Genomic DNA, 13468 nt, shown 5'->3' with positions numbered 1-13468 from the left:
TCTTGGCGTAACATGGGTGCATCCCTACAGTAGGGTCATCATTGTTAGAAAGGACTTGCACGCATGAAAACCATTCATACGACCACCAGTCGCTTCCAATCGATCCTGCATAATATGGAAGTTGCTGGCCGCACTACCTGGCGCCTGGCGAAATCCAGCGCCCGTTCGCTGCGCCGCATGCCGTGGCCAGTGCTGCTGGTGGTCGCGATCGTGCTGGCGGCCCTGATCACCATCGTGCCGATCGTGCTGGCGCTGTTCGTCGGCCTGCTGCTGCTGAAATTCCTCGCCATCGCCATCTTCGGCCGCGAGCCGCGCCGCATCAAGCACTACACGCAAGAGTAAAACCATGGCCGCCGCCCAGATCAACCGCGCACTCGACTTCGTCCGCGACGCTTTCCGCGAAGCGGGCGTGCTGTGGTGGCGCTTCTTCGACTGGCTCGCCCTGATCGAGTGGCGCCAGCTCTACCTGGTCTGGTTCCTGGTGTTCGTCACCGGCATGTTCGTCAAGCTGACGGAACCGGCGATCTGGTTCATCCTGATCTCGTTCGGGGTCAAGGTGCTGGCCGGCGGCAAGCGCCGCGCCGAGCTGCTGGCGCGCGACGCCTCGACCAAGGCCGACGTCGCGAATCTCGAGCGGCGCCTGACCGAGGCGCAGATGGCCACGCTCCAGGCCCAGGTCGAGCCGCACTTCCTGTTCAACACGCTGGCCCTGATCGGCCAGCTGATCGAGACCGATCCGAAGGAAGCGGCGCGCGTGCACGGCCACCTGATCGAATACCTGCGTGCCTCGCTGCCGCAGATGCGCAACACCAAAGGCGCCGGTGGCACATTGGGCAAGCAGGTCGAGCTGTCGCGCGCCTACCTGTCGATCATGCAGGCGCGCATGAAGGAAAGGCTGGCGGTGCGCTTCGAGGTGCCCGACTTCCTCGGCAGCTCGCCGTTCCCGCCGATGATGCTGCAGACGCTGATCGAGAACGCGATCAAGCACGGCCTGGAACCGAAGGTGGCCGGCGGCACGATCACGGTGCGCGCGCGGGTCGAAGGCGCCACCCTGTGCGTCGACGTGTGCGACGACGGTGTCGGCTTCAACCTGCATGCCGGCAGCGGCGTCGGCCTGGCCAATATCCGCGAGCGGCTGGCGCTGTTGTATGGCAAGGATGCCGAACTCGCGATCGAAGCCCTGCCCGGCGGCGGCGCCTGCGTGTCGATCCGCCTGCCCTATCGCATGACGGAAGACGGCTGATGGCGCACCCACAGCCGACGGCCCTGATCGCCGACGACGAAGCTTTGATGCGCGACCAGCTGCGCGCGCGCCTGCACGAGGCCTGGCCCGAGCTGCGCATCGTGGCCGAAGCGGCCAACGGCGCCGAAGCGGTGGCGCTGGCGCTCGAGCACAAGCCCGACATCGCCTTCCTCGACATCCGCATGCCGGGCATGGGCGGCATCGATGCCGCGCGCCAGATGTACGAGCGCTGCCACATCGTGTTCGCCACGGCCTACGACCAGTATGCGGTCGAGGCCTTCGAGCAGGGCGCCATCGACTACCTGCTCAAGCCCGTCACCCTGGCGCGCCTGGAAACCACGGTGGCGCGCCTGCGCCGCCAGCTGGAGCACACGCCGCAGGACATCGGCGCGCAACTGGCCCGCCTGGCGCAGCTCGGCGACCAGTTACTGGTGCAGAACGGAGCGACCGCCGCCAGGCCGGCCTACATGCGCTGGATCCAGGCCCAGTCAGGCAACAGCCTGCGCATGGTGAGTACGCGCGAAGTGCTGTTCTTCCAGTCGGACGACAAGTACACGCGGGTGCAGACCGCCACCGCCCAGCACCTGATCCGCAAGACGCTCAAGGAACTGGAAGAAGAGCTGGACCCGGACGAGTTCTGGCGCATCCACCGCTCGACCCTGGTGCGCGTGGACGCGATCGCGGAGGTGCGGCGCGACCTGCGCGGACGCCAGATGCTCAGCCTGCGCGGCTACCCGGAAGAGCTGGAAGTAAGCCGCAACCACGGCGCGCTGTTCCAGCAGATGTGAAGCCTCTCAGGGCTGCGCCGGCGTATTCAGGTAATTGTCCTTGACGCGCACGTAGTGCTCGGCCGAGTAGCGCAGCCAGGTCTTTTCGGCATCCGTCAGCGGACGCACCTTCTCGGCCGGCCGGCCCATGTACAGGAATCCGCTTTCCAGCCGCTTGCCCGACGGGACCAGGCTGCCGGCGCCCAGGATCACCAGGTCTTCGACCACCACATCGTCCATCACGATGCTGCCCATGCCGACCAGGCAATCGTTGCCGATGCGGCAGCCGTGCAGGATGACCGAATGGCCGACCGTGACATAGTCGCCGATGACCAGGGGCGAGCCCTGTGGCTTGTGCGGCGTGCGGTGGGCCACGTGGCCCATCGTCAGGTCCTGGATGTTGGTGCAGCTGCCGATGACGATGTCGTTGACGTCGCCGCGCAGCACGGCGTTGCACCAGATCGAGGAATCGGCGCCGATGCGCACGTTGCCGATGACCTGGGCCGAAGGGTGGAGGTAGACGCCGCCGGCGAGTTGCGGGACGGCGTCAAGGTAGGGAGCGATTGGCATGATGGCCGCCATCTTACTCCGGCCGCGTCATGGATGCGACATCGTTTGCTGCTATGCTGGGCCGCTCCTGCCCACGGTCCGCCCATGCCGCCCGAGTCCACCACCATCGCCGCCTCCCCTGTCTCTTCCGCGTGGTCCATCTTCCGGATCTTCCTGACGCTCGGCCTGACCTCGTTCGGCGGTCCGATCGCCCATCTGGCTTACTTTCGCAACGAGTTCGTCCTGCGCCGCCAGTGGCTCGACGACGCGCGCTACGGCGACCTGGTGGCGCTGTGCCAGTTCCTGCCCGGGCCGGCGTCGAGCCAGGTCGGCTTTGCGCTCGGCGTCCTGCGCGGCGGCGGGCTGCCCGGCGGACTGGCGGCCTGGATCGGCTTTACGCTGCCTTCGGCGCTGCTGATGTTCGCGTTCGCGCTCGGCGCAGCGGTCCTTGCCGGACCGGCGGCGCAGGGCATCATGCACGGCCTCAAGCTGGTGGCGGTGGCCGTGGTGGCGCAGGCGGTGTGGGGCATGGCGCGCACCCTCACACCGGACAGCCGGCGCATCGCGATCGCGCTCGCCGCCATTGCGATCGTGGTCCTGGCCGGCGGGCCGGCCGGGCAACTGGCCGCCATCGCCGCAGGCGCCGGCGCCGGATATTGGCTGTGCCGGGGTCCGGTCGCGCAGCCCGGCGCGGAACTGTCCATGCCGATGAGCCGCCGTGCCGGCATCGCGGCGCTCGTGCTGTTCGGCGTTCTGCTGCTCGGGCTGCCGATGTCGGCCGCCCTGACGGCATATCCCCCGCTGGCGCTGTTCGACGCCTTCTATCGCTCCGGCGCGCTGGTCTTTGGCGGCGGACACGTCGTGCTGCCTCTGCTGCAGGCCGAGACAGTCGTCAGCGGCTGGATCCCGAACGAGACCTTCCTGGCCGGCTACGGACTCGCCCAGGCGCTGCCCGGGCCCCTGTTCGCGTTAGCGGCCTTCCTCGGCGCCCAGGCCGGCATGACGGCAGGCGCGTTCGCAGGCGCCATGATCGCCCTGCTGGCGCTGTTCCTGCCTGGCCTGCTGCTCGTCTACGGGACGCTGCCGTTCTGGGACCGCCTGCGCCGTCACGCCGCCGCGCGCCACGCGATGATGGGCGCGAACGCCGCCGTGGTCGGCATCCTGGCCGCAGCGCTGGCCGATCCGGTGTGGACCGGCGCCGTGTTCGACGCGCGCGATGCCGGCATTGCGCTGGCCGGCTTCCTGCTGCTGGTGGTCTGGAAAGCGCCGTCGTGGATCGTCGTGATCCTGTCGGCGGCGGCAGGCGTCATGCTGGCAAGCGCTTAGCCGAACAATCCCTCGTCGGAACCGTCCCCGTCGAAGAAACCGCCCAGGCTATCGTCGTTGTTGTTGTCAGCCAAGCTGTCGTCGGCGCCGCCGCCCGGTTCGTCGATCGCGCCGATGCCGGCCTGGTCCGCCAACGCCCCGCCCCCCGCCGCCTCGGCCGCGCTGCCGTCGGCCGCATTGTCCGCCAGCAGATTGTTCGAGGCGCCCTGCCCGTCATTGCCCAGCAGGTTGCCGATGCCGTGGAACAGGAAGCTGCCGGCGGCCACGCCGGCCGCCGTGGCTGCCACCGTGCCCAGCATGCTGCCGCCAGCGCCACCCAGGAAGCCGCCGCTTTTCGCCGGCTGGGCCTGCGGTGCGGAGCCGGTCGGTCCGTTTTGCTGGTAAGCGCCCTGCTTGACGCCCGGGACGGGATTCGATGGCTGGCCATGCGCGGAGTTGCCCCATTGATTGGCGTCGAGGAAGCCCCCACCACCTTTGCCGCTCTGGTTCTCCAGTTCGGCGATGCGCGCCTTGGCATTACCCAGCGCCTGTTCGACCAGCAGCGCGCGCTGCACCAGCAGGTAGGCGGCGTCCGGCTGCTGGGCCACGGCACGCTGGATCAGCGCATCGGCATCGGGGTCCTTGGTGACGCCCCTGGCCTGGACGAGTTGGCCGAGGAAGTCCTGCAAGGTTTTTTCGTCTGACGGATTCATAACGGGCTCCTGTTTGAAGAATGGCTATCCCTTATGTTGTGGATCAGTTATCCAAATTTCAAGCGCCAACTCCACCTGCGCTACCATCGGAGGTCTGCCACCTCACCGGAGATTGCAATGAGCTCGACCGTTGTGCCCTGCCTGCGCTATCGCGATACGTCCGCAATCATGGAATGGCTCTGCAGAAATCTAGGTTTCGAAAAACGACTGGTGATACCTGGCAAGAATGCAGAGATCAGCCACGCCGAACTCACCCTCGGTGATGGCATGGTCATGATCGGTAGCCACGCATACGATTCTTATGGTCAACTGCTGACAACGCCAGAGCAGTCCGGCGGCCTGCAGACCCAGACCATCTGGATTCACGTCGACAACGCTGACGACGTCTATTCGCGTGTGGTGGAGAGCGGCGCGACGATCATCATGCAGATCGACGACGTGCCCCAGGGTGGCCGGGCCTTTGCGTGCCGGGACCCGGAAGGCCATGTGTGGCAGGTCGGCACATATAATCCCTGGCAGGCCTGATGCTCGCCCATGGACTGCTAGTTTGCTATGCTAGCGACCGGTCGCCGCTCGCTATTTGGCGCGAGCGGCATTCATCATTTCAAGGAAGCACAACATGGTCTCGCTGCAAGAGCAGTTACTGAAAGCCGGCCTGGTCGACAAGAAGAAGGTCAAGCAGGTCAACCAGGACAAGAGCAAGCAACACAAGGAAGTGTTGCGCACCGGTGTGGAAAAGGTCAATCAATCGCGCGAAGCGGCGCTCGAGCTGCAGCGCCAGAATGCCGAACGGGCGCGCGAACTGAACGCCCAGCGCGACGCTGCTGCCGCCCAGAAAGCCATCCTGGCGCAGATCGCCCAGCTGGTGCAGCAGAACAAGCAATCAAAGGGCAAGGGCGACGTGCCCTACAACTTTACCTTCGGCACCAAGATCGAGCGCATCCACGTGACGTCGCAGATCGTCGAGCACCTGGTGGCGGGACGCCTGGTGATCGTCCACATGAATGGCAGCTTCGAGCTGGTGCCGCGCGTGATCGGTGAAAAGATTGCTCAGCGCGACGCCTCGATCGTGGTCCAGGTCAAGAAGAAGGTGCAGGAAGTGGAAGAAGACGATCCGTACGCGGATTACAAGATTCCGGACGATCTGATGTGGTAATCAGAGGCAGCCCCAATGAAGATGTCGATGGGGCTGCCGGGATGAAGGTTTACTGCTTCTTCTTGTTTTCCACGTCCTGCACGTCCGAACCGGTCTTCTTCGAAGACCGCTCACCGTCCTTCTTCGGCTGCCCCAGGCCGGATGCGGTCGTCTCCTGCTTGCTGCTGCCCTGGAAGTCAGGGTCGACGATGTTCGCGCTTTCCGGCCCTTCTGCCGCAGGATTCTTCCGCTTGTCGCGCTCGGTATTGGCCGGGATCTGCCGCTCGACGGTTCCCGTCCTTTCAGCCTGGGCGGTGTTCGAACCCGTCTTGTCCGCCTGGGCCGCGGCGCTCGCCGCGATGATCACACCACTCAACAGCACGATGACTTTCTTCATGACTACCTCCAATTCCAGGTTAAGCATATAAGGATGTCATCATGATGGTGACCGAATCGCGGATCACAAGGCCTGTTCAATGTCCCAGGTCACGGCCCCCGAAGGCATTCGGCAACTGCGCCGCCGCGGTGGTCTCGAATATGTCGCCGTCCAGGTTGGTCAGCACCACCGGCAGTTCGTTGCCACCCAGCTCCAGGATCACCTGGCGGCAGGCGCCGCAGGGCGCGATCGGGCCCTCGGTCTGGCCGATCACGGCCAGGGCCGCGAAATCGCCCGGCTGGTAGCCGCTGGCGATGGCGCTGAACAAGGCGGTACGCTCGGCGCAGTTGCACAGGCCGTAGGCGGCGTTCTCCACATTACAGCCGCGGAAGATGCGGCCATCCCTGCACTCCAGCGCGGCGCCCACCTTGAACTTCGAGTAGGGGGCATAGGCCAGCTCGCGCGCGGCGCGCGCTTCATCGATCAGTTTCGCGTATTTCATGTTCTGGCTCAGGGACGGACGGTGCGGTGGATCATCGGCTCGACGGCCGGCTTTTCAGACGCGATACGGTAGGCGGCCTGCACTTGGCGGACGGCCTGCCCGGCTGCTTCCTGGGTGCGCGCATGCACCATCGCCAGCGGCTGGCCGACGGCGATCGCGTCGCCCAGTTCCACCAGCCCGGTCAGGCCGACGGCGAAGTCGATCGCATCCTGCGGACGCACGCGGCCACCGCCCAGCGCAACCACGGCCAGGCCCAGTTCGCGGGTATCGACCGCGCTCGCATAGCCGGCCTGCAGCGCAGGCGCGGGCACGATGACCGGCGCCGTCTCCAGGTGTGCGTCGGGCTTGTCCATCAGGTCGGCCGGGCCGCCCAGGGCGCTGACCATGCGTGCAAAACGCTCGGCGGCTTCGCCCGAATCGAGGGCTGCCTGCAGCTTCGCGCGCGCTTCCTGCTCGCTCGACGCCAGGCCCGAGATGACGAGCATCTCGGCGCACAGCGCCATCGTCACCTCGTGCAGGCGCGCGGGGCGCGACTTGCCGCTCAGGTAGTCGATCGCGACGCGCACCTCGACGGCATTGCCGGCGGCGTGGCACAGCGATTCGTTCATGCCGGTCAGGATGGCCGAGGTGCGGGTGCCGGCGCCGTTGCCGACGTTGACGATCGATTCAGCCAGCTCCAGCGATTTTTGCGGCGTCGGCATGAAGGCGCCGCTGCCGACCTTCACGTCCATCACCAGCGCGTCCAGGCCCGCCGACAGCTTCTTGGACAGGATCGAGCCGGTGATCATGGCCACCGACTCCACGGTCGCCGTGGTGTCGCGGATGCTGTAGAAACGCTTGTCGGCCGGCGCCAGCTGGGCGGTCTGACCGATGATGGCCACGCCCACGTCCTGCACCACCTGGCGGAATTTTTCCGGTTCCGGCACCGTGCTGTAGCCCGGGATCGAATCGAATTTATCGAGCGTGCCGCCGGTGTGGCCCAGGCCGCGGCCCGAGATCATCGGCACGAAGCCGCCGCAGGCGGCGATCATCGGCCCCAGCATCAGCGAAACCACGTCGCCGACGCCGCCGGTCGAATGCTTGTCGACCACCGGACCGGGCAGGTTCAGGGATTTCCATTCCATGACCTGGCCCGAATCGCGCATCGCCAGGGTGAAGGCAACGCGTTCGTCCATCGTCATGTCATTGAAGTAGACCGCCATCGCGAACGCCGCGATCTGGCCTTCGGTGACGCTGCCGTCAGGGATGCCGCGCACGAAGAACCCGATCTCTTCGGCGGAAAGGACGCCACCGTCGCGCTTTTTGCGGACGATTTCTTGGGGGAGGAACATAGTGAACGTTTCTATCAAATGTTAGCTTCAAAACGTCATTCCCGCGAAGGCGGGAATCCAAGTACGCTAGCACAGAGCGAACAACTTAGATTCCCGCCTGCGCGGGAATGACGGGGTTTTGAGGTTCCGGGCTGTTTAATTACACGCCGTACGGAATCCAGACATTCTTGACCTGGCTCGCATGCTGCAGCACCGTGCGGCCGCAGGCCTGCTTCGGATCGAACCAGTCGCGGCCCTTCGCGCCGCCGGTCCAGGTGCGCTTGAGCGATTCGGCCGACAAACGCTCGACTTCGGCGCAGCCTTCCTTCGAACCGTCATGACGCCACACCGCATCGATATCGCCATGCGTGGCCAGCGTGCGCGCCAGCTCGTCGGCCGAACCGGTGACGATATTGAGCGCGCCGCCCGGCAGGTCCGAGGTATCCAGCACCTGGTACAGGTCGATGCTTGATAACGGATGCTGCTCCGACGGCACCGCCACCACCCGGTTGCCCAGCGCCAGCGCCGGCGCCACCAGCGAGATGAAGCCCAGCAGCGGGTTCTCGTTCGGGCACACGATGCCGATCACGCCGACCGGCTCATTGAGCGCCACGGTGATGCCGTGCATCGGCGGCTGGTGCGCCGCGCCGTCGTACTTGTCGGCCCACGCCGCCCAGTAGAACAGGCGCTCGATCGAGGCCGCCACTTCGCGCGCCGCATCCTTCGAACCGGTCTGCTGCGCGATGCGCTGCGCAAATTCGTCGGCGCGGATCGCCAGGTTCTCGGCGATGTAGTACAGCACCTGCGCGCGGTTGTGCGCGGTGGCCTTGGTCCAGCCGGCAGCCTTGTGCGCCGCTTCCACCGCGTTGCGGATGTCCTTGCGGCTGCCTTCGCCGATGTCCGCCAGGAAGTCGCCGTTGGCGCCGTTGATGGCGCGGCTGTAGGCGCCGTCAGGGCGGGCCTGCTTGCCGCCGATGTACAGCTTGGCGGTGCGGTCGACCGCGAACGGGCTGTCTTCCTGCGCCGGCTTGGCCTTGGCTTTGTCGGCCACGACCGGCGCCGATGGACGCGCATCTTCGGCCAGCGGCGTCAGGTACTCGTACATGCCCTCTTTGCCGCCTTCGCGGCCATAGCCCGATTCCTTGTAGCCGCCGAAGCCGCAAGCCGCATCGAACTGGTTGGCGGTGTTGATCCACACCACGCCGGCCTTGATCTGCGGGACCACGTCCAGCGCCAGGCTGATCGACTCGCTCCACACGCAGGCCGCCAGGCCATACACGGTATTGTTCGCGAGCTGCACCGCCTCGGCCGGGGTGCGGAAGCTCATCGCCACCAGGACTGGGCCGAAGATTTCGGCCTGGGCCACGGCGTTTGATGTCGACGCGCCCGTGATCAGGGTCGGCAGATACCACGAACCGGTGGTCGCCAGTTCCACGTTCGGCTGCCACACCTCGCAACCCTCGGCGCGCGCCGATTCCACGAGGCCGTGGATGCGCTGCTGCTGCACCGGATCGACCAGCGCGCCGATATCGTTCGATTTATCCAGCGGCGAGCCGACGCGCAGGTTCTGCATGCGCGCCTTCACTTTACCGATGAAGCGCTCATAGACCGATTCCTGCACCAGGAGGCGCGAACCGGCACAGCACACCTGCCCCTGGTTGAACCAGATCGAATCGACCAGGCCTTCGACCGCCGCATCTAGGTCCGCATCGTCAAAGACGATGAACGGCGACTTGCCGCCCAACTCCAGCGACAGCTTCTTGCCGCTGCCGGCGGTGGCCTTGCGGATCAGGCGGCCGACTTCGGTCGAGCCGGTGAAAGCGATCTTGTCGATGCCAGGGTGGTTCACGATCGCTTCGCCCACGCGGCCGTCGCCGGTCACGATATTGACGACGCCGGCCGGAACGCCGGCGCGCTGGCAGATCTCGGCGAACAGCAAGGCGGTCAACGGCGTGTACTCGGCCGGCTTGAACACGACCGTGTTACCGGCAGCCAGCGCCGGCGCGATCTTCCACGCCAGCATCAGGAGCGGGAAGTTCCACGGCACGATCTGGCCCACCACGCCCACGGCGCGGTAGTCGGCGAATTCTTCCGACTGCAATTGCGCCCAGCCGGCGTGATGGTAAAAGTGGCGCGCGGCCAGCGGCAGGTCGGCGTCGCGGGTTTCGCGGATGGTCTTGCCGTTATCCAGCGTTTCTAGCACCGCGAACAGGCGCGCATGCTTTTGCAGCAGGCGCGACAAAGCGTACATGATCTTTGCGCGGCCATGGCCGCCGAGCGCGACCCAGCCCGGCTGGGCGCGGCGTGCGGCGGCGACGGCGCGTTCGACGTCGTCATCGGTTGCCTGCGTCACCTGCGCCAACTCGCTGCCGTCGGCAGGGTTATTGGTGGCGAAGGTCTCTGCGGCGTCCGACCAGGCGTTGTCGATGAACAGCCCGAAACGGCGACCATGCTGGTCCAGCCACGCGAGCGCTTCCTTGGTACTCTCTGGTGCAGGACCGTAATCCATGGTGTTAAGAATCTCTTTGATTGTTGGCATGACGAAGTCCGGTATTAAGGTTGCGCGTGGCGATGGGCGGCCGAGTAGTTGCCGGTCACGTAGTGCTCCAGCTGGCGCTCGATGTCGGTCAGCAGGCTGGAAGCGCCGATGCGGAACAGGTGCGGCTGCAGCCAGTCGTTGCCCAGTTCTTCCTTCATCACGGTCAGGTATTGCAGCGCCGCCTTGGCGCTCGACACGCCGCCGGCCGGCTTGTAGCCGACCTGGAAGCCCGTCAGCTCGTAGTAGTCGCGAATCGCGCGCACCATCACCAGCGACACCGGAATGGTGGCGTTGACGCCTTCCTTACCGGTCGAGGTCTTGATGAAGTCCGCGCCGGCCATCATGCAGACCCAAGAAGCCTTCGCCACGTTTTCCAGGGTCACCAGGTCGCCGGTGGCGAGGATCGCCTTGACGTGCGCTTCGCCGCAAGCCTGGCGGTAGGCCACCATCTCGTCGTACAGCGCTTGCCAGTTACCGGTCAACACGTGCTGGCGGGTGATGACGATGTCGATCTCGGTCGCGCCGGCGGCCACCGACAATTCTATCTCGCGCACCTTGGTTTCCATGCTCGACAGGCCGGCCGGGAATGCGGTGGAGACGGCGGCGATCGGCAGGCGGCCGTTCAGCACCTTGACGGCCGGAGTGATCATCTCGTGGTACACGCAGACCGCGCCGGTCGTCAGCGTCTCGAGGCCCAGGGCTTGCATCAGGTCGGCGCGCAGCGGGCGCATCGCCTTCATGCACAGGCGCTCGACGCGGCCCGGGGTGTCGTCGCCACCGAGGGTGGTCAGGTCGATGCATTCGATCGCCCGCACCAGCCAGGCGGCCTGGTATTCCTTCTTGACCGTGCGGCGGTTCGCCAGGCTGGCGGCGCGGCGGTCGGCCGCATTGCGGTTGACCTTGACGCTGCCCACCAGGCCCAGGTCCAGCGCCATGCCGGCATTACGTTTGAAATCCAGGGGCTGGGTCATAGCAGTGCGGTTCCGTTCGAAAGTGGTTTGACGCCGAGGTGTTGCGCCAGGGTGGCGCCGATGCTCGAGAAGGTGTCGGCGGTCGGCAGTTCCTGCGCCTTCACGTTCGGGCCGAAGAAGATCATCGGGATGTGCTCGCGGGTGTGGTCCGAGCCGGGCGCGGTCGGGTCGCAGCCGTGGTCGGCGGTGATCACGACCAGGTCGCCGTCCTTCAGCTTGGCCATGAATTCCGGCAGGCGCGCATCCAGCTCGTGCAGCGCGTTCGAATAGCCGGCGACGTCGCGGCGGTGGCCGAAGTGCATGTCGAAGTCGACGAAGTTCACAAAAGTGAGCGACTTGTCGCCTGCCTCGTCCGCCACTTCCAGCAGACGGTCGAACAGCGCCATATTGTCCGGGCCCTTGACCAGGCGCGTGACGCCTTGCGCCGCGAAGATGTCGCTGATTTTACCCAGTGCGATCATCTCGCCGCCCGCGTCTTTCACATGGTCGAGCAGGGTCGGCGCGATCGGCGGCACGGCGTAGTCGTGGCGGTTCGACGTGCGCTTGTAGTCGCCGTTGGCGCCCACGAAAGGACGCGCGATCACGCGGCCGATATTGTAGGGCTTGACCAGCTCGTAGGCGGCTTCGCAGACTTCATACAAGCGCTCCAGGCCGAAGTGTTCTTCGTGCGCCGCAATCTGCAGCACCGAGTCGGCCGAGGTGTACAGGATCGGCTTGCCCGTGGCGACGTGCTCGTCGCCCAGCTCATTGATGACGGTGGTGCCCGAGGCGTGGCAGTTGCCCAGCCAGCCCGGCACGCCGGTCAATTCCTGCAGCTTGTCGGTCAGCTCTTGCGGAAACGACGGCACGGTCTTGGGGAAGTAACCCCAGTCGAACAGCACCGGCACACCGGCAATTTCCCAATGGCCGCTCTGCGTGTCCTTGCCGGTCGACTGTTCGCGGGCAACGCCCCAGGCGCCAGTAAAACCGTCGCGCAGGTCGAAACCGGGCGCCCATTCGCCGCTGGCTTTATGCGCAGCAGCGGCCAGGCCCAGCTTCTCGAGGTTCGGCAGCGACATCGGCTTGCCCTCTTTGGCCGCCCACTCGGCGATGTGGCCGAAGGTGTTGGCGCCCGTGTCGCCGTATTTGTCGGCGTCGGGCAGTGCGCCCAGGCCGAAGGAATCAAGCAGGAGGATGAATGCGCGTGACATGGTCTTCGCTCTTCAATGTGATTGGTTAAGCTTCTGCGCGTGGGGTCGAGCCCACGCGTTCGATGTAGGCGTGGATCAGCGTGACCATATCCTTGGCCGCAATCGCCGCGTACTTCAGCGTCTGCTCGTGCGACAGCGCGAACGGCGACAGGCCTTCGGCCAGGTTGGTGATGGCCGAGACGGCGGTGACCTTCAGGCCGCAGTGGCGCGCGGCGATCACTTCCGGGATCAGCGACATGCCCACGACATCGGCGCCCAGCGTTTTAAAGGCGCGAATTTCGGCGACGGTCTCGAAGTGCGGACCGGCGGCGGCCAGGTACACGCCTTCGTGCAGGACGATGCCCTTTTCCGCGGCGACGGCCTTGACCTGCTCGCGGGTCTCGGCATCATAGGCGTTGGACATGCTGAAGAAGCGCGGGCCGAAGCGTTCGTCGTTCGGGCCGGACATCGGGCTGCCCGGCAGGAAGTTGATGTGGTCGGTGATCGCGACCAGGCTACCGGCGTCGGCTTCCACGCGCAGCGAGCCTGCCGCATTGGTCACGAACAGCAGTTCGCAACCGATTTCCTTGAGCGTGCGGATGGCCGAGGTCATCACGCCCGGGCCGTAGCCTTCATAGAAGTGACCGCGGCCCTTCATGCAGGCGACCGGCACGCCGGCCAGGGTGCCCAGCACCAGTTCGCCAGCGTGGCCGTGCACGGTGGAGATCGGGAAGCCCGGCAGGTCGGCATAGCCGATCGACACCGCATCGACCAGTTGTTCGGCCAGCACGCCCAGTCCGGAACCGAGGATCAGCGCCACACGCGGGGCGAAACCCGGCTTGCGGGTGCGGATGATGTCGGCGGCTTCGAATGGGGTATTGCTGGACAT

General features: G+C 65.8%; 15 protein-coding genes. 6 read left to right on the top strand and 9 right to left on the bottom strand.

What is annotated here, in order from left to right; all coding sequences use genetic code 11:
• Positions 1–63: 63 nt before the first annotated feature.
• The 3 genes from AC3A6F_RS01895 to AC3A6F_RS01885 are packed head-to-tail and all read left to right on the top strand — an operon-like array spanning position 64 to position 2031.
• Positions 64–342 carry a hypothetical protein gene (locus AC3A6F_RS01895; RefSeq protein WP_487678274.1) on the top strand — a complete coding sequence of 93 codons (279 nt, stop codon included), beginning with the start codon at positions 64–66 and terminating at the stop codon, positions 340–342.
• A 4-nt stretch (positions 343–346) separates the two neighbouring features.
• On the top strand, positions 347–1243 hold the full coding sequence (locus AC3A6F_RS01890) for a sensor histidine kinase (RefSeq protein ID WP_487678273.1): 897 nt from the start codon (positions 347–349) through the stop codon (positions 1241–1243).
• On the top strand, positions 1243–2031 hold the full coding sequence (locus AC3A6F_RS01885) for a LytR/AlgR family response regulator transcription factor (RefSeq protein ID WP_487678272.1): 789 nt from the start codon (positions 1243–1245) through the stop codon (positions 2029–2031). The genes AC3A6F_RS01890 and AC3A6F_RS01885 overlap by 1 nt, the downstream gene beginning before the upstream one ends.
• A gap of 6 nt (positions 2032–2037) precedes the next feature.
• On the opposite strand, the gene AC3A6F_RS01880 is transcribed toward AC3A6F_RS01885, so the two are convergent.
• On the bottom strand, positions 2038–2580 hold the full coding sequence (locus AC3A6F_RS01880; RefSeq protein WP_487678271.1) for a gamma carbonic anhydrase family protein: 543 nt from the start codon (positions 2578–2580) through the stop codon (positions 2038–2040).
• An 84-nt stretch (positions 2581–2664) separates the two neighbouring features.
• On the opposite strand from AC3A6F_RS01880, the gene chrA reads away from it, so the two are divergent.
• Positions 2665–3885 (top strand): chromate efflux transporter, encoded by a 1221-nt coding sequence (gene chrA, locus AC3A6F_RS01875; protein WP_487678270.1) that lies wholly within the window; start codon positions 2665–2667, stop codon positions 3883–3885.
• Here chrA and AC3A6F_RS01870 read toward each other — a convergent pair.
• A complete protein-coding gene (locus AC3A6F_RS01870) occupies positions 3882–4577 on the bottom strand; it encodes a DUF2076 domain-containing protein (RefSeq protein ID WP_487678269.1) in 696 nt (231 codons plus the stop codon). The two genes, chrA and AC3A6F_RS01870, sit on opposite strands and share 4 nt — an antisense overlap.
• 117 nt (positions 4578–4694) lie before the next feature.
• Between AC3A6F_RS01870 and AC3A6F_RS01865 the strand changes: the two genes are divergently transcribed.
• Together AC3A6F_RS01865 and AC3A6F_RS01860 are read left to right on the top strand one after the other, a co-directional pair.
• Positions 4695–5102, top strand: a complete 408-nt coding sequence (locus AC3A6F_RS01865) for a VOC family protein (RefSeq protein WP_487678268.1) — start codon at positions 4695–4697, stop codon at positions 5100–5102.
• 94 nt (positions 5103–5196) lie between these two features.
• On the top strand, positions 5197–5733 hold the full coding sequence (locus tag AC3A6F_RS01860; RefSeq protein WP_487678267.1) for a DUF2058 domain-containing protein: 537 nt from the start codon (positions 5197–5199) through the stop codon (positions 5731–5733).
• Between the two features lie 49 nt (positions 5734–5782).
• Here AC3A6F_RS01860 and AC3A6F_RS01855 read toward each other — a convergent pair whose 3' ends face one another.
• From AC3A6F_RS01855 to xapA, 7 genes are all read right to left on the bottom strand, one after another.
• Positions 5783–6109, bottom strand: coding sequence for a hypothetical protein (locus tag AC3A6F_RS01855; RefSeq protein ID WP_487678266.1), 327 nt, complete (start codon positions 6107–6109; stop codon positions 5783–5785).
• Between the two features lie 76 nt (positions 6110–6185).
• A complete protein-coding gene (locus AC3A6F_RS01850; RefSeq protein ID WP_487678265.1) occupies positions 6186–6590 on the bottom strand; it encodes a cytidine deaminase in 405 nt (134 codons plus the stop codon).
• Between the two features lie 8 nt (positions 6591–6598).
• Positions 6599–7921, bottom strand: coding sequence for a thymidine phosphorylase (deoA, locus tag AC3A6F_RS01845; RefSeq protein ID WP_487678264.1), 1323 nt, complete (start codon positions 7919–7921; stop codon positions 6599–6601).
• A gap of 139 nt (positions 7922–8060) precedes the next feature.
• Positions 8061–10439 carry an aldehyde dehydrogenase family protein gene (locus AC3A6F_RS01840; protein WP_487678263.1) on the bottom strand — a complete coding sequence of 793 codons (2379 nt, stop codon included), beginning with the start codon at positions 10437–10439 and terminating at the stop codon, positions 8061–8063.
• A 14-nt stretch (positions 10440–10453) separates the two neighbouring features.
• Positions 10454–11410, bottom strand: a complete 957-nt coding sequence (gene deoC, locus AC3A6F_RS01835) for a deoxyribose-phosphate aldolase (protein WP_487678262.1) — start codon at positions 11408–11410, stop codon at positions 10454–10456.
• Positions 11407–12600 (bottom strand): phosphopentomutase, encoded by a 1194-nt coding sequence (locus AC3A6F_RS01830; protein ID WP_487678261.1) that lies wholly within the window; start codon positions 12598–12600, stop codon positions 11407–11409. Before AC3A6F_RS01830 ends, deoC begins: the two co-directional genes overlap by 4 nt.
• Before the next feature lie 25 nt (positions 12601–12625).
• On the bottom strand, positions 12626–13468 hold the full coding sequence (gene xapA / locus AC3A6F_RS01825; RefSeq protein ID WP_487678260.1) for a xanthosine phosphorylase: 843 nt from the start codon (positions 13466–13468) through the stop codon (positions 12626–12628).

The organism is Massilia sp. Soil_C_3 (assembly GCF_057657035.1).
Note: the sequence above shows the minus strand (reverse complement) of the source record. Positions and strands in the feature narration are given on the sequence as shown.